The organism is Pseudomonas sp. FG86, from assembly GCF_057808775.1.
Genome location: NZ_JBMDIS010000083.1, coordinates 1 through 20,889 on the forward strand (window position 1 = coordinate 1; position 20,889 = coordinate 20,889).

Sequence of the window (20,889 nt, forward strand, 5' to 3'; positions counted from 1 at the left end):
ACGGATATGTACTCACCCAAACCCCAAAAAGCGGTCGGCCCGAAGGCCGCCACGGAAACAAGCCCCCTCCCACATTGATTGCGTGACTATTCGGAATAGACGGGGTAGTCGATGTAACCCACCTCCCCCCCACCATACATCCCCTCTTCCCGCAGCGGATTCAACGGCCAGCCGTTGAATAGCCGCTGCGGCAGATCCGGGTTGGCAATGAACGGCCGTCCGAAGGCAATCAAATCCGCCAGCCCGGCTTCCACCAGTTTCGCGCCGCGTTCAGCGGTGTAACGACCGGCATAGATAATGCGGCCGCTGAAGGTGCTGCGCACGGCTTCACGGAAGGTGTCGGGCAACACGGGGGCGTTGTCCCAGTCGGCTTCGGCGATGGAGACATAGGCGATGCCCGAGGCTTGCAGCACCTTGATCGCTTCGATGTAGGTGTGATGCGGGTCTTCTTCCACCAGGCCGATATACACACGGTCCTCATCGGTACCGCTGAACAGCGGCGAAAAACGCACGCCCAACCGTTCCGGCCCCACCACCTTGCACACCGCCTCGACGATCTCACGCAAAAAGCGCAGGCGATTATCCAGTGAGCCGCCGTATTCGTCGTCACGCTGGTTGGCGTGGGCCGAGATGAACTGGTTGACCAGGTAACCGTTGGCCGAATGAATCTCGACCCCGTCAAACCCTGCGTCCAGTGCATTGCGTGCCGCCTGGGCGTAGTGCTGGACCAGTGCCTTGACCTCTTGGGTGCTCAACGCACGGGGCACCGGCGGTTGCATCAGCTCGCCCACACCCGGCCCGGTTGCGATAAAGGCTTTGGCTTGCTCGGCTGCCAGTGCGGACGGCGCAACCGGTGCGGCGCCGTCGGGCTGCAAGGCGTTATGGGACACGCGGCCCACGTGCCACAACTGGGCGAAGATGACCCCGCCCTCGGCGTGCACGGCGTCGGTGACTTTGCGCCAGCCGTCAATCTGCGCGGGGGTGTAGATACCCGGCGTCCAGGCGTAACCCTGGCCACGCGGTTCAATCTGCGTGCCTTCGCTGACCATAAAGCCGGCCGTCGCGCGCTGGCGGTAATACTCGGCCATCAGGTCGGTGGCGATATCGCCGGGTTGCGCGCTGCGCTGGCGCGTCAGGGGCGGCAGCACCACGCGGTTGTTCAGGGTGTGATGCCCCAGTGAAATCGGGGTACTTAAAACAGAGTGGGTCATTCGAGAACTTCCAAATTGAGGACAAGCGAAGGCATTGGCGACTCCAGGGAGTCGCCAAGCCATCCAGCGTGTCAGGGGTTTAAGCGGTGAGTTTCAGCAGGGCCTTGGCCACATCGCTGGAGCTGGCAGGGTTCTGCCCGGTGACCAGCAAACCATCTTCGAGGACAAAGGACTGCCAATCCGCGCCCTTTTCATACTTGCCGCCCAGGGCCTTGAAATCATCTTCAATCAGGAACGGCACCACATCGGTCAAGCCCACCGCCTGCTCTTCCGAATTGGAGAAGCCGGTGACGCGACGGCCCTTGACCAGCGGCTCGCCATTGACCGCCTTGACGTGACGCAAGGCACCCGGCGCGTGGCAGACAAAGCCGATAGGTTTGCCGGCCCGCTCGAAGGACTCGATCAGGGCAATGGAAACCGGCGACTCCGCCAGGTCCCACAGCGGGCCGTGGCCACCTGGGTAGAACACGGTGTCGAAGTCGTCAGCGTTGACCGTGTCCAATTTGACCGTGTTGGCCAGGGCCTGCTGCGCAGCCGGGTCGGCGGCAAAGCGGCGGGTTTGTTCGGTTTGTGCATCGGGTGCGTCACTGACCGGGTCCAGGGGCGGCTGGCCGCCGGCCGGGGATGCCAGGACCACCTCGACCCCGGCGTCCTTGAACGCGTAGTACGGCGCGGCAAATTCTTCGAGCCAGAAGCCGGTCTTGCGGCCGGTGTCGCCCAGTTGGTCGTGAGAGGTCAGTACCATTAATACTTTCATGTTCCAGTGCCTCGATCGATGTGAATGTCAGTGTGTTCAGGGCAACCCAACATCTGTCGGGTCAGCCACAGCGCCTGATCAAAAGGCGCAGACGTACGGGTGATCTTGTTCATGACGCTGGTGCCCAGCCATAACGCATACAGCTGATGGGCGAGGTCCTTTGGGCTGTGTTCAAGCACCAGGGAGCCGTCTTCAACGCCGCGCTGCATGGCCTCGGCGAGCATTTGGATAGTGCGCGAGGTGCCACGATGCAGCGCCAATCGCATGGGCTCTGAAAGGTCTGACACCTCCGCACCGAGTTTGACGGCAAGGCATTTGCCTGCATCGGTGCAGCCGGTCTGGTTGTCGATCCAGGCTTGCCAATAGCGCATCAACTTGGCCTGCTGGGATAACCCCGGCTGGGCGAAGAGTTGCGCCATTCCCTGCACGTAGTGATCAAAGTAGGTGTCAAGCAAGACGACACCAAATGCATCCTTGGAATCGAAGTAGTGATAAAACGAACCTTTGGGCACATCGGCGGCTTGCAGTATTTCGTTCAACCCCACGGCGGAAAACCCTTTGCGGCCCACAATCGATTGCGCCGTCTCCAGAATGGTCTGCCGTGCACTTTTGGTTTCGCTGTTCATGCTTCACTCCGCCCGATTAGACCAGTCGTCTAGTGCGTGGAGTGAATGTTAGGAGCCGAGCCTTAGGCTCACAATGTCATATCCGCAAGGATTCCGGACACGCTGCAAAGGCGGTTGCCGTTTTCCCGGCAGCCACCGACAATCCCTTCTCCCACGCCCCAGGAGACATGCGATGCACAGCGTTGCGCTGATGGTTTACCCGAACTTCCAATCCTTGAGCCTCAGCCTGGGCTCGGTGTTCGAGTGCGCGAACCTGCTGCGTGGTGAGCCGGCCTATGAGTTTCACCTGGTGTCGGAAAGCGGCGGCGCGGTGATGACGTCCCAGGGGTTCTCGGTCAATACCACGCCGATTCGGCCCGAAGGCTATGACACCCTGATCGTCAGCGGTTACCTGGAATTTCGCCTGCCGGAAGCGAACCTGCTGGCGCTGGTCAAGGCTGCGTCGCTGCAATCGCGGCGGATTGCCTCGCTGTGCACGGGCATTTTCGTGTTGGCCGAGGCTGGGTTGCTGGAAGGCAAGCGCGCCACCACGCACTGGATTCATGCGCCGGCTTTTCGCAAGCGCTACCCGGCTATCCAGTTGGAAGACGACAAGCTGTTCATCGTCGACGGCCAGATCTGGACCGGTGCCGGCATGAGCGCCGGGGTCGACCTGGCGTTGGCGATGGTGGAAAACGACCTGGGCAGCGACCTCGCCCGGCGCATCGCGCGCAAGCTGGTGATTGCCCAGCGTCGCGGCAGTGAACAATCGCAGTTGTCCGCCTTGCTGGAACTGGACCCCAAGTCCGACCGCGTGCAACTGGCCCTGGCCTACGCGCGTGAGAACCTCACCCACGATCTGTCCGTGGACGCCTTGGCCGACGTCGCCCGTCTGAGCCCGCGCCAGTTCAGCCGGGTATTTCGCGAAGAAACCGGGCAGACGCCGGCCAAAGCCATCGAAGCCCTGCGCGTGGAAGCCGCGCGGGCGATGATGGAAACCAGCCGTCACCCCGTGGAAGTGGTGGCGCGCGAAACCGGCTTCGGTGATCGCGAGCGCATGCGCCAGGCGTTTCTACGTGCTTTCGGGCAACCGCCCCAGGCGATGCAACAGGCGCTGTTCAATACGCGTGCCTAGCGGCAGTGGTAAGGGCTTTCGCTCTTGAGTTCTTCCCCGGTTTTGAGGTCACGGATGGTCACCGTGGCTTTCGGGAAGTTCTGGCAGAACATATTGCGCGAGGAATAGATAGCGCTGCCGTGGCTGGTCATCACCATGTTGATCGGAGCGCCCGAGGCGTCGACGGCCGTGACATCGTAGTCACCCGACATGGTTACGCAACCGCCCAAAGTCAGCAGCAGCGCAGCGCCAACGAGGTATTTGGAAAAAGACACTGTGTGCATTTCGCATCCTTGTGAAATTAAGGGCCAGAACGGCCAGCGAGATTAGGAACAGGCCGCCGCGTTTAAGTTCAACATTGTGTTCAATGCAACGCCGCCCGGGTAATCAGGTAACTGGTCAACTGCGGGTCATCGTCCAGCTCGATGGCCTGCACCGGGCGTGGCAGGTTATCCAGCACCGTACGCCAGAATGCCTGGGACACTTCATCCTGGTCATAGAAACGCACCAGCCAATCGGCCTCGCCGCTGCACAGCACCTGGGTGGCGATCGCGTTGCCGATGCCCTTGCGACGATAGCGCTTGAGAATAAACAGGTCGGCCAGTTCCAAGGCATGGATGCCCGGCACTTCGCTGCCCTCGATAAGCAGGAAGCCGGCGATATAACCGTCGACCAGCAACAGGTTGGCGCTCCATTGCGGGTCTTGCCAATAGCGGTTCAGGTGTTCGTCATGGATGTAGAAACGACCGTCCGCCTCGACATCTTCCTGCTCCCAGTCCGACGACTCGTAGGCGTAGTACTGGTAAAGATTGCGGATCAACTCGGATGCTTCGGGGCCGGTCTGGATCAATTCAACGGTGGTTTCAGGCATGGGGCTCTCGGTGAAAAAAAACAGGGCGCCATTGTTCACAAAACCCCGCCCCAGTCCAATAGCGGTCTCCACCTTTCTACTTGCTGAACCGATTGCAAATAGCGATTGCATTGGCCGAATTCTTGAAACATTTGGAATAAACTTCGCCGACTCGCCCGTTATTCTCAAGGACACCTATTTTGACCAACGTCTGTTCCGCCGGCCTGGATGTGGGCTTCGCCTCTCTGGATTACCTGCAAATCTTTATCCTGGGCGTGATCCAGGGCATTACCGAGTTGTTACCGGTGTCGTCCACCGCCCACATGCGCGTGATACCCGCCCTGCTCGGCTGGCAAGACCCGGGCTCGGCGTTTTCGGCGGCGATGCAGTTGGCGGCGCTGGCTGCGGTGGTCAGTTACTTCTGGCGCGATGTGCACCAAGTGACCATCGGCAGCATCGGCGCGGTACGCCGGGGTGACTACAACGACCGCTGGTTCAAGCTGGCTGTGGCGATTGTGCTGGCGACGATCCCCATCGGCATTGCCGGCCTGGCGCTGTCCTCGACCTTGAATGCCTGCAACTCGCCGTTGCGCGGGCTGATGGTGATCGGCATTTCCTGCGTGGTGATGGCGGTGTTGCTGGCGGCGGCCGAGCTGCGTGCCCGGCATACACGGGACGTCAGCCAGATGCGCCTGCGGGATGCGTTGATCGTCGGTGTCGCCCAGATCGGCGCGTTGATTCCAGGCGTATCGCGTTCCGGCTCGACCCTCACCGCGGCCCTGTTCCTTAATTTCAAACGCGAAGAAGCCGCGCGCTTTTCCTTCCTGCTGGGCCTGCCGGCCATCGCCCTCGCCGGCCTGAAGGAGCTGTGGGTGCTGCTGCACGCCGACATGCCCGCCCACGCCTGGCCGCATTTGCTGTTTGGGCTGGTGGTGGCCAGCGTGTCGGCGTTCTTTGCGATCTGGGGCCTGATGAAGTTCCTGGAGCGCTTCTCCACCTGGCCCTTTGTGATCTACCGTGCGCTGCTCGGGGTGTTCCTGATTGTGGCGGTCAGTACCGGCTTGCTGAGCTGACCCGAGGCGCAGGTATTCGTCTGGTAGAGTTCAGTGATCGCAACGGAGTGGTCGCTGAACATGTCTTTCTTGAAACGCGTACAACACCAGAAAATTTCACGTCCCAACCAACACAGCTTCCACCCTGACCGGTGGAACGCAGCGCTGGATCCCGACGCCGCTGACGCACAGGACAAGAGCCTGCATCAAGCCGGCCTGTGGTTTTACCGCGCGTTTGGTGAATTGCGCAAACAGCTGAGTTTTGCCGCTGACCGGCAGATCCCCAAGAAGAACAAACTGTTGGCGTTCATCACCCATGCCAACCTGAACGCCATGATGTATGAGCAGGCCGCGAAGGAGATTCGCGAAAACTTCAGTGACCTCGATCCGGCCGAGATCACGCGCCAGCAACTGGTGCCCAAGTTTTCCGACAACCAGGGTACAGAGCACTCGATCGATGAGGTTGCCCAGGCCGATATCGACGGGCTGCAAATGCCCATCCAGATGGTGCTGGCGGAAAAAGGCGATGCATCAGAACCGGATATCAGCACCACGCATTTCGACCTCAAGCGTGTCGCCCACGACTATCAACTGGGTGCCTTTTACGGTGTGCTTGAAGAGCACTGGGAGGACTGCCTGTGGAACGACTACAGATTCGAGCACGGTGCCAGGATCTTGCTCACGCCAGGCAATCAGCACTTCGCCGCCTGGAAGGTCATCAGTCAATTTCGGCGCAATATTCTCGTTCATTCGAAGACAACCGCGCGGGTCATGCACTTCAGCAGGCACTACACGCAAAACTCCCACACCGAACTGGGGATTGTGCGACCTGTCTGTGCGATCACCCACCGTGAGGGCGTCACTCACTACCACCTCGCCGATGACGCAGAGGTCCAGCGCTCAGCCCTGGCCACCTACCTGATCATCCATGAAGCCCTGGAACCGTACTACAACGGATATTCCGCCTTCCAGGCGCCCAAATTGGATGGAGCAACCCTCCATGACGTGGTCAGGTGCTGGGCCGTCCTGTGCAGCCTGGCAAGATGCCTGCTGGATACCCCCAAGGCGCCACCTGAAACACCGTTGGGCGACTCGTTGCTGGTGCATGTGGCTGCACCGATGGTCGATAGAACCGCGTTGCTCAACGCGGTATCCGAATCCCTGGGAGTGGACCTGGCACGTAGCCGGGCACTGATTGATTTCCTGACCTTTGATCACACCGACAAATCGGATACCGGTAAGAACGAGTTGTGGACGCAACCGTTAATCCCCTACAACGACGATAAACTGTTGGTGTTATTCACGCCGTTGCTGTGGGGCACCACCCAACGCAATGTGAATATCTGGTTGCGACAGATGGGCGCCGACCTGGCGGCGCGCGGCAACTCGTTCGAAACCCATGCGCGTCAGGTCCTGGAACGCTATGCCCAGGACTCGCGCCTGAAAAAACACATTCGAATCATGCCGCATGCCTTCACATTCAACTTACCGAAGGCCGCTACGCCCCCGTATGAGGACATCGACCTGCTGATGCTGATCGGCAGTACGCTGGTGGTCGGCGAAGTAAAATGCTTCCTGCAACCTGCCGATACGCTGAGCACCTTCAAGCATCGAGACAAGGTCATCGAGGCGTGCGCGCAACTGGCACGCAAAATCGAGGGTATCCGACAACATGAAAAGTCCTTTAGAAAGCAGTGCCTGAAAGCCAATTTCCCGCTGCCTGACAAGCTCTCGATCCAACCCGTGGTGCTGTTGAACGGACCGGCCCACTGTGGGATTCCCTATGACGGCATACCGATTGTCGACACGTTGATTCTGTCGACCTTCCTGAGCGGCGTTATCCGGCAAAACATCACCGAAACCGTCGAGGGCGTGATCGCCGAAGAGCAGATTCATCTCTACACGGACCTCCCGGGCGCTGAAGCCAACCTTGCCGATTACCTGTCAGCCCCACCGCAACTGGCCTATATAAAAGCCGGGCTCACCGTGCAGGAATCCAACCGCCAACACATAGCCCAGCCGATCGAGGCCATCAGCTATCGGTATTTCGAGGTGGTCCTATAGGCCGGGGCTGCGCTCCGCCAGTTCGTCGAGCAGATCGGCCGACGGCACGAAAAACAAGCCGCCGGTGACCGCCGTGCTGAAGTCGAGCAAGCGGTCGTAGTTGCCCGCCGGGCGGCCGACGAACATGTTTTCCAGCATCTGCTCCAGCGGCTGCGGCGAGCGTGCGTAGCCGATGAAGTAGGTGCCGAACTCCCCGGCGCCCGGACGGCCGAAGGGCATGTTGTCGCGCAGGATTTTCACTTCTTCGCCGTTCTCGTCGGTGATGACGGTCAGCGCGCTGTGGGAATTGCTCGGCTTGGCCGCATCGTCCAACTCGATATCCGACAACTTGGTGCGCCCGATCACCTTTTCCTGGGCTTCCACGGTCAGGCCGTTCCAGGCGGTCATGTTGTGCAGGTATTTCTGCACCAGCACGTAGCTGCCGCCTTCGAATTCGGGGTCTTCGTCGCCGACGATGGTGAAGCCCACGGCCTTGCGCCCCACCGGGTTCTCGGTGCCGTCGACAAAGCCGATGATGCTGCGCATGTCGAAGTAGCGGAAACCCTGGACTTCATCCACGACCTTGACGCTGTCACCGAGGGCCGCCATCAGTTGGGTGGCGAGTTCAAAGCACAGGTCCATCTGTTCGGCACGGATGTGCAGCAGGATGTCGCCGGGCGTCGACACTGCCATGCGCCCTGGCACCCCGAACTCGCGAAATGGATGCAGCGAGGCCGGGCGTGGCGCGCCGAACAGCCGGTCCCAAGCCTGCGAGCCGAAGCCACAGACGCACGTGAGGTTGCCCGCCGGCACGCGTTTACCCACCGAGCGCACCAGCCCGGCGATGTCCGCACACCAGGCGCGCACGCTGTCTTCAGTGCCAGGCGCGACGGTGGCAACCATGAAAATCGCGCTGCTGGTGATGGGGTGGCAGACGGACTGAGGCTCAAGAGGCGGCTGAACAGACGAAGTCGACATAGTGGAAGTCCAGGCTAAAGGGCGAGAGTGAACCCGCGCAGATTAGCAGATCATTTCCGACACTCCTGCCACACGTCGCGAATCAATGCCTTGAGCTTCAACGCCTCGGCCCAGCGATCACTGATTTCATGCCCATCGGCGCCGGTGATGGCATAGGGCGGCGGGCCCAGTTCGCAGGTGAAGGACAGGCTTTGCGGGGTTTCGGGGCGGGCCAGCCAGTCTTCGATCCCGTAGCGCCACCACTCGGTAAAGCGTTGCACCCAGGCTTGGTGCTGGGGAAACGCCAGGGAGACTTGCACCTGTTCACTGCTGGCCACACGCCCATGAAAGCCCCAGCTGTGCTGCAGGATCGTGCGGATCTGTTCATCGTCTTCAACGGCGCCAGGCTGGGGCAATTCGCGCCCGACCACGTAGTGGGACAAGTCAGCGAGCAGTTTCAGGTCGGGCATCTGCGCCAGCAGATCGAGGGTGAACAGCAGGTCGTTGGTGAGGCGATAGCGGTGGGTTTCCAGCAGCACCGGAAAGTCCACCTGCTCGGCCAGGCGTTGCCAGCCTTCGATCAAACGCGCGGCCTCGGTTTGGGTACGCGGGCGCACATCGGCTTGCAGGGTGAGGTGGTGGCAGCCGTGGCGGCTGATCACATCCAGCGCGGTCGCCAGGTCGTCGACGCTTTGCGGGAACAACTGGCCTTCGATCTGCAGGCCCCGCGCCGTGGCGGCGGCGTGCAGGCGCGCCACATCGGCGGCTTGCCAATAGTGATCGGTAATGCCGTCGAAACCGGCGGCTTTGATACGGTCGAGTTGGGCCTCAAGGGGGCCGGGCTCGGTGTGCATCGCCCACAGGGATTGGAATACCAGGAATTGGCGCATATCAGCCTCGCAGCAGGTGTTTGAGGGACACGTGGGGGTCGGCCAGGCTGGCAGGGTTCAGGGCGATGCGCGCGCTGATCAGCCGTTCGCACAGCTTGACGTCCTTGGCCACGCTATTGCCGGGGCCCCAGCCGCAGGCGCCTTGCAGGCGATGGTCGGCGTCGAGGTAGAACAGCAACAGCCCCGCGTCCGGCAATGCACGGCTGACGGTCAGCGGCGTGATCACGCCCACGGTCTGCAACCCCCAGTCGTACTGGTCGGACCAGAAACCGGGGAGCGCTTCGAACGGCTCGTCGCGCCCCAGCATGTTGAGCGCGGCATGCCGCCCTTGCGCCTCGGCGTTGCGCCAGGTTTCCTGGCGTTGGTACTCGCCGCCGAGGCGAAACTCGCAAACGTCCCCTGCCGCGTAGATGTCCGGCACACCGGTGCGCAGGTGCGTGTCAACGCGAATGCCCTGCCCCACCTCCAGCCCCGCCGCCACGGCCAGCTCGATATTCGGTTGCATGCCGATGCCGACCACCACCAGGTCACAGGGCAGCCATTGCCCATCCACCAGTTGCACCGCCTCTGCATGGATCGACTCCAGCGCCACATTCAGGCGCACGTCGACGCCGTGTTGGCGATGCAGCTTCAGCAGTGCCTCGGAGATGACCGGCGCCAGCACCCTGCCCGCCAAGCGTGGCCCGGCTTCGAGCACCGTCACCTCGCAACCCAGGCCGCGCGTCGTCGCCGCCACTTCCAGGCCGATAAACCCGCCGCCGACAATCACCAGCCGCGCTCCGGGGCGCAACGCGGATTTCAGCGCCAGCGCTTCATCGTGGGTGCGCAGGTACAGCACGTTGGCCTGTTCCTGGGGCAAACGCCGCGCCCTGCCCCCGGTGGCCAGCAACAGGCCGGCGTAGGACAGCCACTGGCCGTCGGCGAGTTGCAGGCGGTGTTGCGGCGGGTCCAATTGGCGGACCGGGTTATCGGCGATATGTTCGACGCCCAACTCGGCCAGCCGCGCGCTGTCGCACAGGCTGCACCCGGCCAGGTCCATGCTGCCCTGCAACAGCCCTTTGGACAGGGGCGGCCGCTCGTAGGGCACGTGCGGCTCGTCGCCGATCAGGATCAGGCGCCCGCTGTAGCCTTCTTCACGCAGGGTCAATGCCGCGCGGCCACCGGCATGGCCGGCGCCGACGATGATCAGGGCGGCGGTCATCATCAGGCCGTGACGGCGAGCAAAACCCGCCCCGCTTCGACCCGCACCGGGTAGGTCTTGAGGTTGACGCACACCGGCGCGCCCAAGGCCTTGCCGGAGCGGTAATCGAAGCGCCCGTTATGCTTGGGGCATTCGACCACATGGTCCATCACCAGGCCGTCGGCGAGGTGGATTTTCTCGTGGGTGCACAGGCCGGCGGTGGCGAAAAACTCATTGTCCGCCGAGCGGAACACCGCGTAGGTGTGCGGCCCGTGATCGAAGCGCAGCACGTCTTCTGCGTCTATTTCGCCCACGGCGCAGACGTCGATCCATTGATCGTTCATGGCGTTTTCTCTTGTTATTGGAGGGTGTCAGCCGGCAGTGGCTTCTGCATGCATCGGGGCCCTGGCGGCCGGTTCAGCACTGGGGCCGATGGGACGTTGGACGAAGTAAGTCGAATCGCTGCGCTGCTTCCAGATCGTCGGGATGATTTCCTTGTACGCCTCGAACAGATTGGCGTACGGCGGCGGGCAGTCGTTGCGGATCTCTTCGTGCAATTGCGCCAATGCGTGGTACGGCACCATCGGGTACATGTGGTGCTCAAGGTGGTAGTTCATGTTCATGTAGATAAAACGCAGCACGCGGTTCATGTAGATCGTGCGGCAGTTGCTGCGGTGGTCGAGCACGTCTTCGGCCAGGCCCACATGCTGGCTGAGGCCGAACACGTAACCGAGCCAGGCACCGTAGAGGCTCGGCAGGCCCACCAGCATCAGCGGCAGCCAACTGTGCAGGTACAACGCAGTGCCGATGACCAGCGCATAAATACCGACCCAGATACGCGCGGCGCGGAACACCTTGGGCCACTCGGACTCCGGGATAAAGTCCTGCTCCTGGGCACTCATCTGGCCGATCGCATGGCGCGCCACACCGCTGAAGGTCTTCCAGGCCAGGGGCAGGTTGAACAGGCTGAGCACCATCATCGGCAGGCTCGGCGGGCGTGGCTCGACGATCTCCGGGTCGCGGCCGACGACGATCGTGTCGGTGTGGTGCCGGGCATGGCTCCAGCGCCACACGTGGGGCTCGAAGATGCACATGAAGCTCGCGACCTGGTACAGCACGTCGTTCATCCAGCGGGTCTTGAATGCGGTGCCATGGCCGGTTTCGTGCCAGCGCGGGTTGGACGCGGTGCCGTACAGCACGCCATAGGCGAGGAAGAACGGCACGCAGGCCCACGTGCCCCAGAACCAGTAGCCGCCGAAGCCGGTGGCGAACAGCGCGGTCACCCAAATAGCGGTATCGAGCAAGGCCGGGGCGTCGCGGCGTTGCATCAGTTCTTTCATGCGTTTACGGGAAATCGGCGATTGGTACCAACTGGCCGAGACCAGGCCTTTTTCCGCCGCGCGGGCGGCTTCGGGACCGGTGAGGCTGTAGTCGCGCCGAGCGTGATGAGCGGTGTGTTCAGGCATTGTTATTGTTCTCCGCAAGCGAGAGGTTTCAGGTGCTTTGCGAAACCAACGATAGAGTGCGGCTAAATCACCCTCAAGGCCTTGAATCCATTCCCTATCAAGCTATCATCCAGGCCCAGCGGGGCTTGATAGTTTTCTATCAAGACGCTCAAGAGGGCTGTCATGAACAACAATAAACGCCCCACCATCGCCACCGTCGCCGCCCATGCGGGCCTGAGTGTGGCCACTGTCGACCGCGTGCTGAATGCGCGCGCGCCAGTCAATCCGCAGACGGCCGAGCAGGTGTTCCAGGCCGCCGAAGCCGTGGGCTATTTTGCTGCGCGGCTGATCGGCCAACGCATCCGCGAACGCCGGCCGACCTATCGCTTCGGCATTCTGCTGCTGGGCACCGCCCAAGCGTTCTATGCCCACCTGGCGCAGTCGATCAGCGAGGCGGCGCAGCATCACGCCACCACCAACCTCACCTGCCAGTTCGACTACATCAACGACCGCACACCCAGCGCCATCGTCGCGCAGATCGAACAACTGGCCGTGCAGTGCGACGCCCTCGCCGTGGTCAGCTTCGCCCACCCGCTGATCAACGCCTGCCTGGCGCAGATCCGCGCGGCCGGCGTGCCGGTGGTGGCCCTGCTCTCGGATATTCACGAGCAAGCCCTTGAACCCTACGTGGGCCAGGACAACCACGTGGTCGGCCGCACCATGGGCTGGCTGCTCGCCCGCACCTGTGGCGCACGCAAAGGCAGCGTGGGGATCCTGCTCGGCGGCCATCGCTTCCTCGGTCACCAGGCACGGGTCGAAGGCCTGCACAGCTACCTGGCCGAACACGCACCTGGGCTCAAACCGCTGGAGCCGCTGATCAACCTGGACAACTGCGACATCACCGAAGAAGCCACCCTCGACCTGCTCACCCGCCACAGCGACCTGCGCGGCCTGTGTGTGGTCGGCGGCGGCGGCGACGGCATCATCAGCGCCCTGGCGCAGCTGCCCAAGCGCCCGGCGTTGTGCTGCATCTTGCAGGAGTCCACGGCGCTGTCACGCCAGGCACTGAGCCAGGGGTTGATCGATGTGGTGATGGATTCACAGCCCAGGCAGACGGCGAACGCGCTGGTGCAGTTGCTGGTGGAATTGCAGAGTGCCGAGGGGTTTGATCCGGTGCGGCATCGGGTGCATATCGCGCCGCAGATTGTCACCTCGGAGAATCTTTAGAGCGCACGGCACTCCACCTTCAACGCCCCCTCCTGCTCATGGCTTTCGATCACTATCGGCAGAAAGCGGCGAATCACCGCCATGTTGCTGTGCAAGTGCTCGCTCATATGCGGCGTGGTGAAACTGCCACCGCCCGCCAATGCCATCGGCAACAGCAGTTGGTCTGCCAGGTGTTCGCCCACCGCCGTGTCGCTGCCCAGCCATTCCACTGCCTGGTTGATTGCCTCATCGGCGACAGTTTCAGCACGGACCCTGGCCATGCCAACGGCGCTGAACACTTCTGTGACGTGCTCGTGGGCGTACTCCAGCATCAGCACATTGCCCGGGCCGTGATCGGGATCTATCTCGACCGTAAACAGCTGTGCCGGGCTGAACCCCAGTCGGTGGCGTACGCGCTTGAACTCACGCTCGCCCACCTGAGCGGGCAAGCCGGCGTTCAGGGTGGTCGCCCGGGCGTCCAGCAATTTGCCACGCTGCATCAGGTGCAACGGCGCCAGTTCTCCGGGCTGGATAAACGCCTGCAATTCGCCGCCACCTGCCGGGACAAAACCATGCCGGACCAGACTCAACTCAACGCGCGCCCCCATGCGCCGTAACAGCGGCAACCAGGCGCGTTGCAAGAAGTCCACCGGCGGTGCCAGCGGGTTGTGGGTGCCGCCGCAAATGGTCACGCGGCTGGCGGCCGTTGCCCGCAACAGCGCCGGCAACAGCGTTTGCAGCACCAGGGTGCAACTGCCCGCCGTGCCGATCACAAAGCGGTAGTCGCCGCCCTGAATCGGCCCAGGTGCAAAGAGCAGGGTTTGCGACCCCAGCTCAGCGCCTTCCACCCGAGCGCTGCACACTTCGGCCGCCGCCAGCACGGCCGTCAGGTGTTGGCGCATCAACCCGGGGCGACTGCGCTTGGCTCGGATGTTCCTGATGAGCAATGTGCGCCCGGTCACCATCGACAGGCTCACACCACTGCGCAATACCTGGCCACCGCCAATGGCGCCATCCAGTTCAATCACGTCCTGTTTCATAGCCATCCTTATGCAAAACGTTTGACCGTGTCCCGCAGATAGCGGTCCAGTCGTTGTGAGTCTTCCCGAGTGCGTGGCAGTACCGGCACTTCGCGTTCCAGTTCAGCCACGATAAATGCGTGCAACGCCGGACGCCGCGGACCATAAGCCGCCTCACTGGCATTGCGTTTGAGTGCCAGCAACGTCGCCACTTCATCCAACAGTTGCGCGTCGTTCACCGTGCTCAGCAAGTCGGCGAAGGTCATCGGCGGCCGCCCCAGCCCCAGGTCGATCCAGCGCACCGCCAGCAACGGCCGCAAGACGTAGAAGTATTTCTTGAAGCGCACCGTGTCACCTTGCAGGTAACCGCGAAAGTTCTTCCTGGCCATCGACAGGTAGTGATTGCGCGCGGCCGGCGGGATGTAGAAAGCTTCGGCCAGCGCCCTCAGTTGCGCAGTGGCCTCGGTTTCCTGGCGATACACCAACGGCGAATCCAGCCACTCCAGCAACGTGGGATTGGATTTGCGCAGCAAGCCCAAGGACTTGCGCAGTTCCCAGCCACTAACGTCCAACTCGTCATCCAGCGGGCGTTCGATCACGTCACGCGGCGCGTCCACCTGCATGAACCAATCAGGTTTTTCCACGTAGACAAAGCGCACATCGTAATCGCTGTCGGTGGAGGCAAAACCCCAGGCGCGGCTGCCCGATTCACAGGCATACAGCACCTTCACATTGCGCTCGTGCTCTATAGTGTCCAGCGCCTGCACGACCCGGGCGCGCATGGCGTCGCTCAACGGGTGTCGTTCTTCCCTATGCATCTCGATTCCTCCGTTTATCCTTTGACGCACACCACCTGACGCAAGGTGTGCAGCACTTCCACCAACTCTCGCTGGGCGTGCATGACCTGGTCGATGTCCTTGTAGGCCATCGGTATTTCGTCGATCACATCGGCGTCCTTGCGGCACTCCACATGGGCGGTCGCACGGATCTGGTCGGCGACGGTGAAGGTGTTCTTCGCCTTGGTGCGGCTCATGGTGCGACCGGCGCCGTGGCTGCACGAGCAAAACGATTCTTCGTTGCCCAGGCCGCGCACGATGAAGCTTTTGGCGCCCATGGAGCCCGGGATAATCCCCAGCTCGCCTTTTTTTGCGGAGACCGCGCCCTTACGGGTCACCAAAATTTCTTCGCCAAAATGCCGCTCTTTTTGTACATAGTTGTGATGACAATTCACGGCCTCCAGTGCCACTTCAAACGGTTTACTGATCACCTGGCGCGTCGCCTGGACCACCGCGCGCATCATCAACTCGCGGTTCTGCCGGGCAAAATCCTGGGCCCAGCCCACTGCTTGCACGTAGTCATCGAAGTGCTGGCTGCCCTCCTCGAAATACGCCAGGTCGCGGTCCGGCAGGTTGGCCAGGTGCTGACGCATATCCGCCTGGGCCAATTGGATAAACAGGTTGCCGATGGCATTGCCCACGCCCCGCGAACCGCTGTGCAACATGAACCAGACGCGGTTGGCTTCATCCAGGCACACCTCGACAAAGTGGTTGCCGGTGCCCAACGTACCCAGGTGCTGGCGGTTGTTGCTGCGTTCCAGTTGCGGGTACTTGTCGGTGATTGCCTTGAAGCGCGGATGCAACGTAGTCCATACCTGATCGGCCTGGGCCGGCACGTCTTCCCAGGCGCCTTTGTCACGGCCTTTACGGCTGCGGGTACGGCCATGGGGTACGGCGGCCTCAATGGCGCAACGCAGGCCATGCAGGTTGTCCGGCAGATCCCCGGCCATCAGCGTAGTGCGCGCAGCGATCATGCCGCAGCCGATGTCCACCCCCACGGCAGCCGGGATGATCGCCCCCACGGTGGGGATAACGCTGCCGATGGTCGAGCCCTTGCCCAGGTGCACATCCGGCATCACCGCGAGGTGCTTGAAGATAAACGGCATCTTGGCGGTGTTCATCAGTTGCTGGCGGGCTTCGGGCTCAACCGGCACGCCTTCGGTCCAGAGCTTGATCGGTTTGCCGTTGGCGACTTCCAGCAGTTGGCAGGTGTTCTTTTGCATGATCTCGATTCTTTTTTGAAAGCCGTCGTTGCGGCGTTGATCAGGTGATAGCAGCAGACGTGCCAGGTTCTTTTCCACATGCTTAAAAATAAGGCAACTAATTGTTTTACATTGATATTTTTACATATTTTATTTTTCATCACTGAAAACCCATGACAAGCCGCTCCCAGCATTCAATCCTTACATATCGTTACTTATATTTTGGTCTAGTCATGAAGCACAAGCGCACGGTCGCCATCGGATTTATCGGTTCCAAGTTGGATCGCGTCGGCAAGGGAGCCAATCGCTGGAACCACTGGCGCCCCAGCGTCGGGCTGTGCCAGCAAGAGGATGTGCAGATCGATCGCCTGGAATTGATCCACGACGTCGACGCTCGCGATACCAGCCTGGCCGAGCGGGTGCGCGCCGACATCCAGCAGATCTCGCCCCACACTGAGGTGCGCCTGCACCCGATGCCGCTGGTCAACCCTTGGGATTTCGAAGAGGTGTACGGCGCCCTGCACGATTTCACCAGCGCCTACACCTTCGATACCGAGCGTGAGGACTACCTGGTGCATATCACCACCGGCACCCACGTGGCGCAGATTTGCTGGTTCCTGCTGACCGAGGCGCGGAACCTGCCGGCACGCCTGATCCAGACAGCCCCTTCACGCCGCCAGGACGACATCGCGCCCGCCACCGGCACCCACACCCTGATCGACCTCGACCTGTCGCGCTACGACCGCATCGCTTCGCGCTTTGCCCACGAGCGCCTGGAAGGCCTGGCGTTTCTCAAATCGGGAATTGCCACGCGCAACCGTGCGTTCAATGCCTCCATCGAACAGATCGAACGTGTGGCCGTACGTTCAACAGCGCCGATGCTGTTGATCGGCCCAACTGGCGCCGGCAAATCCTTTCTCGCCCAGCGGATTTACGAACTCAAGCGCAGCCGCCATCAGGTGCAGGGTCGCTTTGTCGAAGTGAACTGCGCCACCCTGCGCGGCGATGGGGCGATGTCCGCGCTGTTCGGGCATATCAAGGGGGCCTTTACCGGCGCGCAGAACGCTCGCGACGGCCTGTTGCGCGCCGCCCATGGCGGCATGCTGTTCCTCGATGAAATCGGCGAACTGGGCCTGGACGAACAGGCAATGCTGCTCAAGGCCATCGAAGAAAAACGCTTCTACCCGATGGGCGCCGACACCGAAGTGACCAGTGACTTCCTGATCATCGCCGGCACCCACCGCGACCTGCGCGGGCGGGTCGCCGAAGGGTTGTTTCGCGAAGACCTGTATGCGCGCATCAACCTGTGGACCTTTGACCTGCCTGGCCTGGCGGGAAGGCGCGAAGATATAGAGCCCAACATTGATTTCGAGTTGGAGCGTCACGCCCGCGAGCAGGGCCGACGCGTACGCTTCAACCTGGAAGCGCGTCGTCGTTACCTGGCGTTTGCAGGTTCCAGCGAAGCGGCGTGGCTGGGCAACTTTCGCGAGCTGTCCGCATCCATCACGCGTATGGCGACCCTGGCCGACAGTGGACGCATCAATGAAGCCCAGGTCGAAGAAGAAATCCAGCGCCTGCGTTACGCCTGGGGACTGTCTGAGCCCCATGTGCTGCTGCCTGCCGACCTGGACCTGTTTGACCAGTTGCAGCTCAAGGCTGTAATCGATGTTTGCCTGCAATCTGACAGTCTGTCAGACGCCGGCCGCCGCCTGTTCGGTGTATCACGCCAGGCCAAGGCACAACCCAATGACGCGGACCGTCTGCGTAAATACCTGGCGCGCTTTGCAATCGACTGGAAGCAGTTGAAGCCCTAGCCCGACGAACAGCCCCTCGATCACTGGATAGTCTGCGGTCCGTCACTGCTCATCAGTGATCGGGTTTAGCAGCCTGACGTCGATAGGCACACGGTTCACATCTGCGTTTATGGTGGCTATGCGCGGGGCACCTTCGGGTGCGCTGGTTTTCCTATTGACCGGTCTGCTAACCCGCGTACAGCTGCCACCCTCGTTTAGCAGCGTTGGCAGTAGCTCCTTTGCTCAATAGGAGTTGCAGAATGAATAAAGTCGTACCCGACCCACCCTTCGATCCCGCCAAAGACCGCGCCGCCTTCAACCGCGCCATCGACCACTATTTCCCAACCCAAGGCTTTCAATGCGTCAACGAAGACCTGAGCTTTGAAGATGCCCTGCTCTACACCGCCAGTTTGCTCGACAGTGCGTCGGCGACTGCATTGGATTGTGGGGAGCAACTGGAAAGCCCGGAGCGGGCGAAGACCTTGGCGGTGTGGCATTTGCTGGAAATTGCCAAAACCACTGTGGATCGCTCCATCAACTGCCTTAAACGCAGTTAAAAATGTGGGAGGGGGCTTGCCCCCGATGGCGGTGGATCAGTTAAGTAGATGTCAGCTGACACTCCGCTATCGGGGGCAAGCCCCCTCCCACATTTCGACCTTATGCGCCGCGAAAATCTGCGGCATTCAGCCCGAATCGACTCATCTTGTTGTACAACCCACCCCGCGATACGTTCAGTTGCCGGGCGGCCAGGCGGATGTTACCGCCGGTGCTTTTGAGTGCGGCGACGATGGCGTGCATTTCGTGGCTGCTCAGGTCCTGGGCGGGCTGAGGTTCGTGGTGGCGCAGCGTGGCGCGCGGTCTGGTTTCCTGAGGCAGATCGGCCGCCTGGATCAACTCGCCTGTCGCCAGGTTGGTGGCGCGCTCGATGCTGTTTTCCAGCTCGCGCACATTGCCCGGCCAGGCGTAGGCCGAGAGCAATTCCAGCGCCTCCGGGGCAAAGCCCTGCACCGCTTTACGCAGCGAACGAGCACAGCGTGTAAGGAAGTGCCGCGCCAGCAACGGGATGTCTTCACGGCGCATGCGCAACGGCGGTACGGTCAGGTTCAGTACGTTGAGGCGGTAGTAGAGGTCTTCACGGAACGCGCCTTCGGCCACCGCCTGGCTAAGGTTGCGGTGGGTCGCGGCGATGATGCGCACGTCCACCTGCCGTGAGTTTTTCGCGCCGACGCGGGTGATCTCGCCTTCCTGCAACACTCGCAGCAGGCTGACCTGAGCGTCGAAGGACATATCGCCAATCTCATCCAGAAAGATCGTACCGCCATCCGCCAGTTCAAACTTGCCCGCCGACCCGCCGCGGGCCGAGCCGGTGAATGCGCCTTCGACATGCCCGAACAGCTCGCTCTGCACCAGATCGCGTGGGATCGCGCCGCAGTTGACCGCCACGAACGGGCCGTTGGCGCGGTCGCTGGCGTTGTGGATGGCCTGGGCGAACAGTTCCTTGCCGGTGCCGCTTTCGCCGAGGATCAGGGTGGTGGATTCACTGCGACTGGCGATACGCCCCAGGTGCAGCGCGTCCTGGATCGCCCGCGACGTGCCCTGGATGGTGTCGAAGGTATAGCGGGCCTGGGTGCTGATGATGCGCCGGGTGATTTCGCGGATGCGGCGGTTCTCGCGCAGTGACACGATCACCCCGCCCTGCTCCAGCGGGCACACCGAGACCAGGCAGGCGAGCTGGCTGCGGTCGTGCAGGTGGAAGGTGAAATCGAGGTCACGCACCGGCTCACCGCCGCGTAGAAGAATGGCGTCACTCAACTCACTGCGGCCCAGGCGCTGGAACGGGCTGCCGATCAGTTCCAGCCCCACTCCGAACAGTTGCCGGGCATAACGGTTGAGCGCCTTGATGCAGCCACGCTCATCGAGCACCACCAGGCCCTCGTTGAGGACTTCGAGCACGGTTTGCTGCTCTTCCAACAGCGCTTGCAGAGCCATCTGGCGAGAGACCGCTTCGGCGGCGGCTTGCACGGTGCCGAGGGTGTGAAAGTGAAACCAGCCGGGCTCGGCAGTGAGGGTCAGCATCGCCAGGGTCTGGCCCTGGGCATTCCTGATCGGCGCGGCGGCGCAGTGCATGCGGCGTTGGCGCAGGCCACTGCCGAAGTTCTCCTCGGCCAGCACGTACACCAGGCGGTCTTCGGCCAGGGCCAGGCCGGTGCAGTTGGTGCCCTGGACTGATTCGAGCAGGCGACTGCCGACGGGGGTGATGTCCAGCCCGCAGAAATACAGGGTGATGCCGTCGGCGTCGGTGAGGTTGATATGGCCGCGAGGGTTGTAGGCCAACAAGCCGTGCATGACTTGCGCGGCGGCGGCGATCAGCACGCGGTGGCTGGCCAGGGTGGTCGCCAGCGTGTCGGCGGCGGCGAAGCGGTATTGGCTGTCCTGCGGGTCGATACCGGCATCGACACTGCGCCGCCACGAGTCCCAGATTACCTGGCGCACCTCGGCCGGGCGCTGCACCTGCCCAGCCAGGCACGCGCGCCACGCGTGTTCCAGCGCGGCAATGGGGCCGTCGTTCAGCGCCGCCGGCCCCAGGGCCGTCAGGTAGTCGAGGTCTTGCATGCTGAACGCCATGCTCATCGTGAGGTACTCATGTTCATGTTTTTGACATGTCAGTATAGGCATGTCATCAGAATGAACACATTTTGTTTATTGTATTTTATAAACTGTTAATTATC

Annotated in this window: 20 protein-coding genes; 6 read left to right on the forward strand and 14 right to left on the reverse strand. The window is 61.9% G+C overall.

Translation table 11 applies throughout. The annotated features are described in order from the left end of the window. Positions 1-86 precede the first annotated feature (86 nt). The 3 genes from ACODSV_RS29925 to ACODSV_RS29935 form a co-directional block, all read right to left on the reverse strand. Complete coding sequence (locus ACODSV_RS29925; protein WP_150054792.1) at positions 87-1,211, reverse strand: alkene reductase; 1,125 nt, start codon at positions 1,209-1,211, stop codon at positions 87-89. Between the two features lie 79 nt (positions 1,212-1,290). Next, positions 1,291-1,968, reverse strand: a complete 678-nt coding sequence (locus ACODSV_RS29930) for a type 1 glutamine amidotransferase domain-containing protein (RefSeq protein ID WP_024074790.1) — start codon at positions 1,966-1,968, stop codon at positions 1,291-1,293. Further along, positions 1,965-2,594, reverse strand: a complete 630-nt coding sequence (locus tag ACODSV_RS29935; RefSeq protein ID WP_150054791.1) for a TetR/AcrR family transcriptional regulator — start codon at positions 2,592-2,594, stop codon at positions 1,965-1,967. The genes ACODSV_RS29930 and ACODSV_RS29935 overlap by 4 nt, the downstream gene beginning before the upstream one ends. Positions 2,595-2,766: 172 nt before the next feature. Between ACODSV_RS29935 and ACODSV_RS29940 the strand changes: the two genes are divergently transcribed. After that, complete coding sequence (locus ACODSV_RS29940) at positions 2,767-3,708, forward strand: GlxA family transcriptional regulator (RefSeq protein ID WP_024074788.1); 942 nt, start codon at positions 2,767-2,769, stop codon at positions 3,706-3,708. Here the strand turns inward: ACODSV_RS29940 and ACODSV_RS29945 are convergent. Both ACODSV_RS29945 and ACODSV_RS29950 read right to left on the reverse strand, forming a co-directional pair. Beyond that, positions 3,705-3,971: a hypothetical protein gene (locus ACODSV_RS29945; RefSeq protein WP_150054790.1), complete on the reverse strand. Its 267-nt coding sequence runs from the start codon at positions 3,969-3,971 to the stop codon at positions 3,705-3,707. The genes ACODSV_RS29940 and ACODSV_RS29945 overlap by 4 nt on opposite strands. 80 nt (positions 3,972-4,051) lie before the next feature. Next, positions 4,052-4,558, reverse strand: a complete 507-nt coding sequence (locus tag ACODSV_RS29950; protein WP_150054789.1) for a GNAT family N-acetyltransferase — start codon at positions 4,556-4,558, stop codon at positions 4,052-4,054. A 179-nt stretch (positions 4,559-4,737) separates the two neighbouring features. On the opposite strand from ACODSV_RS29950, the gene ACODSV_RS29955 reads away from it, so the two are divergent. Both ACODSV_RS29955 and ACODSV_RS29960 read left to right on the forward strand, forming a co-directional pair. Then, positions 4,738-5,610 carry an undecaprenyl-diphosphate phosphatase gene (locus ACODSV_RS29955; protein WP_150054788.1) on the forward strand — a complete coding sequence of 291 codons (873 nt, stop codon included), beginning with the start codon at positions 4,738-4,740 and terminating at the stop codon, positions 5,608-5,610. A gap of 60 nt (positions 5,611-5,670) precedes the next feature. After that, a complete protein-coding gene (locus tag ACODSV_RS29960) occupies positions 5,671-7,653 on the forward strand; it encodes a hypothetical protein (RefSeq protein ID WP_150054787.1) in 1,983 nt (660 codons plus the stop codon). On the opposite strand, the gene ACODSV_RS29965 is transcribed toward ACODSV_RS29960, so the two are convergent. From ACODSV_RS29965 to ACODSV_RS29985, 5 genes are read right to left on the reverse strand one after another with little or no spacing between them, the layout of a single operon-like run. After that, positions 7,648-8,610: a Dyp-type peroxidase gene (locus tag ACODSV_RS29965; protein ID WP_024074784.1), complete on the reverse strand. Its 963-nt coding sequence runs from the start codon at positions 8,608-8,610 to the stop codon at positions 7,648-7,650. The genes ACODSV_RS29960 and ACODSV_RS29965 overlap by 6 nt on opposite strands. A 50-nt stretch (positions 8,611-8,660) precedes the next feature. Further along, entirely contained in the window at positions 8,661-9,479 is an 819-nt protein-coding gene (locus ACODSV_RS29970; RefSeq protein ID WP_150054785.1) for a sugar phosphate isomerase/epimerase family protein, read from the reverse strand. Between the two features lies 1 nt (position 9,480). Next, the gene (locus ACODSV_RS29975; RefSeq protein ID WP_150054784.1) at positions 9,481-10,680 is read right to left on the reverse strand and encodes an NAD(P)/FAD-dependent oxidoreductase; all 1,200 of its coding nucleotides are present in this window, start codon (positions 10,678-10,680) and stop codon (positions 9,481-9,483) included. Between the two features lie 2 nt (positions 10,681-10,682). Continuing rightward, positions 10,683-11,003, reverse strand: coding sequence for a MocE family 2Fe-2S type ferredoxin (locus ACODSV_RS29980; protein WP_024074781.1), 321 nt, complete (start codon positions 11,001-11,003; stop codon positions 10,683-10,685). Between the two features lie 27 nt (positions 11,004-11,030). Then, positions 11,031-12,125, reverse strand: a complete 1,095-nt coding sequence (locus ACODSV_RS29985) for a fatty acid desaturase family protein (protein ID WP_102625597.1) — start codon at positions 12,123-12,125, stop codon at positions 11,031-11,033. 162 nt (positions 12,126-12,287) lie between these two features. On the opposite strand from ACODSV_RS29985, the gene ACODSV_RS29990 reads away from it, so the two are divergent. Then, positions 12,288-13,331: a LacI family DNA-binding transcriptional regulator gene (locus ACODSV_RS29990; protein WP_150054783.1), complete on the forward strand. Its 1,044-nt coding sequence runs from the start codon at positions 12,288-12,290 to the stop codon at positions 13,329-13,331. On the opposite strand, the gene rtcA is transcribed toward ACODSV_RS29990, so the two are convergent. From rtcA to ACODSV_RS30005, 3 genes are read right to left on the reverse strand one after another with little or no spacing between them, the layout of a single operon-like run. Further along, the gene (gene rtcA, locus ACODSV_RS29995; protein WP_150054782.1) at positions 13,328-14,350 is read right to left on the reverse strand and encodes an RNA 3'-terminal phosphate cyclase; all 1,023 of its coding nucleotides are present in this window, start codon (positions 14,348-14,350) and stop codon (positions 13,328-13,330) included. The two genes, ACODSV_RS29990 and rtcA, sit on opposite strands and share 4 nt — an antisense overlap. 8 nt (positions 14,351-14,358) lie before the next feature. Next, complete coding sequence (locus ACODSV_RS30000) at positions 14,359-15,147, reverse strand: nucleotidyltransferase domain-containing protein (protein ID WP_190300980.1); 789 nt, start codon at positions 15,145-15,147, stop codon at positions 14,359-14,361. Positions 15,148-15,161: 14 nt separating this feature from the next. After that, positions 15,162-16,388, reverse strand: a complete 1,227-nt coding sequence (locus tag ACODSV_RS30005; RefSeq protein WP_150054781.1) for an RtcB family protein — start codon at positions 16,386-16,388, stop codon at positions 15,162-15,164. Positions 16,389-16,600: 212 nt separating this feature from the next. On the opposite strand from ACODSV_RS30005, the gene rtcR reads away from it, so the two are divergent. Then, a complete protein-coding gene (gene rtcR, locus ACODSV_RS30010; RefSeq protein ID WP_150054780.1) occupies positions 16,601-18,181 on the forward strand; it encodes an RNA repair transcriptional activator RtcR in 1,581 nt (526 codons plus the stop codon). A 239-nt stretch (positions 18,182-18,420) separates the two neighbouring features. Continuing rightward, positions 18,421-18,717 carry a DUF6124 family protein gene (locus ACODSV_RS30015; RefSeq protein WP_150054779.1) on the forward strand — a complete coding sequence of 99 codons (297 nt, stop codon included), beginning with the start codon at positions 18,421-18,423 and terminating at the stop codon, positions 18,715-18,717. Between the two features lie 100 nt (positions 18,718-18,817). Here the strand turns inward: ACODSV_RS30015 and ACODSV_RS30020 are convergent, their stop codons facing one another. After that, complete coding sequence (locus ACODSV_RS30020) at positions 18,818-20,791, reverse strand: sigma-54 interaction domain-containing protein (protein ID WP_150054640.1); 1,974 nt, start codon at positions 20,789-20,791, stop codon at positions 18,818-18,820. Positions 20,792-20,889: the final 98 nt, after the last annotated feature.

What these genes read in the sequence shown, in the direction of transcription:
- rtcR (WP_150054780.1), top strand. Translation starts at nt 16,601, where the DNA reads ATGAAGCACAAGCGCACGGTCGCCATCGGATTTATCGGTTCCAAGTTG.
- ACODSV_RS29960 (WP_150054787.1), top strand. Translation starts at nt 5,671, where the DNA reads ATGTCTTTCTTGAAACGCGTACAACACCAGAAAATTTCACGTCCCAAC.
- ACODSV_RS29930 (WP_024074790.1), bottom strand. Translation starts at nt 1,968, where the DNA reads ATGAAAGTATTAATGGTACTGACCTCTCACGACCAACTGGGCGACACC.
- ACODSV_RS29945 (WP_150054790.1), bottom strand. Translation starts at nt 3,971, where the DNA reads ATGCACACAGTGTCTTTTTCCAAATACCTCGTTGGCGCTGCGCTGCTG.
- ACODSV_RS29965 (WP_024074784.1), bottom strand. Translation starts at nt 8,610, where the DNA reads ATGTCGACTTCGTCTGTTCAGCCGCCTCTTGAGCCTCAGTCCGTCTGC.
- ACODSV_RS29985 (WP_102625597.1), bottom strand. Translation starts at nt 12,125, where the DNA reads ATGCCTGAACACACCGCTCATCACGCTCGGCGCGACTACAGCCTCACC.
- ACODSV_RS30020 (WP_150054640.1), bottom strand. Translation starts at nt 20,791, where the DNA reads ATGAGCATGGCGTTCAGCATGCAAGACCTCGACTACCTGACGGCCCTG.
- ACODSV_RS30015 (WP_150054779.1), top strand. Translation starts at nt 18,421, where the DNA reads ATGAATAAAGTCGTACCCGACCCACCCTTCGATCCCGCCAAAGACCGC.
- ACODSV_RS29980 (WP_024074781.1), bottom strand. Translation starts at nt 11,003, where the DNA reads ATGAACGATCAATGGATCGACGTCTGCGCCGTGGGCGAAATAGACGCA.
- ACODSV_RS29990 (WP_150054783.1), top strand. Translation starts at nt 12,288, where the DNA reads ATGAACAACAATAAACGCCCCACCATCGCCACCGTCGCCGCCCATGCG.
- rtcA (WP_150054782.1), bottom strand. Translation starts at nt 14,350, where the DNA reads ATGAAACAGGACGTGATTGAACTGGATGGCGCCATTGGCGGTGGCCAG.
- ACODSV_RS29925 (WP_150054792.1), bottom strand. Translation starts at nt 1,211, where the DNA reads ATGACCCACTCTGTTTTAAGTACCCCGATTTCACTGGGGCATCACACC.
- ACODSV_RS29950 (WP_150054789.1), bottom strand. Translation starts at nt 4,558, where the DNA reads ATGCCTGAAACCACCGTTGAATTGATCCAGACCGGCCCCGAAGCATCC.
- ACODSV_RS29935 (WP_150054791.1), bottom strand. Translation starts at nt 2,594, where the DNA reads ATGAACAGCGAAACCAAAAGTGCACGGCAGACCATTCTGGAGACGGCG.
- ACODSV_RS29940 (WP_024074788.1), top strand. Translation starts at nt 2,767, where the DNA reads ATGCACAGCGTTGCGCTGATGGTTTACCCGAACTTCCAATCCTTGAGC.
- ACODSV_RS30000 (WP_190300980.1), bottom strand. Translation starts at nt 15,147, where the DNA reads ATGCATAGGGAAGAACGACACCCGTTGAGCGACGCCATGCGCGCCCGG.
- ACODSV_RS30005 (WP_150054781.1), bottom strand. Translation starts at nt 16,388, where the DNA reads ATGCAAAAGAACACCTGCCAACTGCTGGAAGTCGCCAACGGCAAACCG.
- ACODSV_RS29970 (WP_150054785.1), bottom strand. Translation starts at nt 9,479, where the DNA reads ATGCGCCAATTCCTGGTATTCCAATCCCTGTGGGCGATGCACACCGAG.
- ACODSV_RS29975 (WP_150054784.1), bottom strand. Translation starts at nt 10,680, where the DNA reads ATGACCGCCGCCCTGATCATCGTCGGCGCCGGCCATGCCGGTGGCCGC.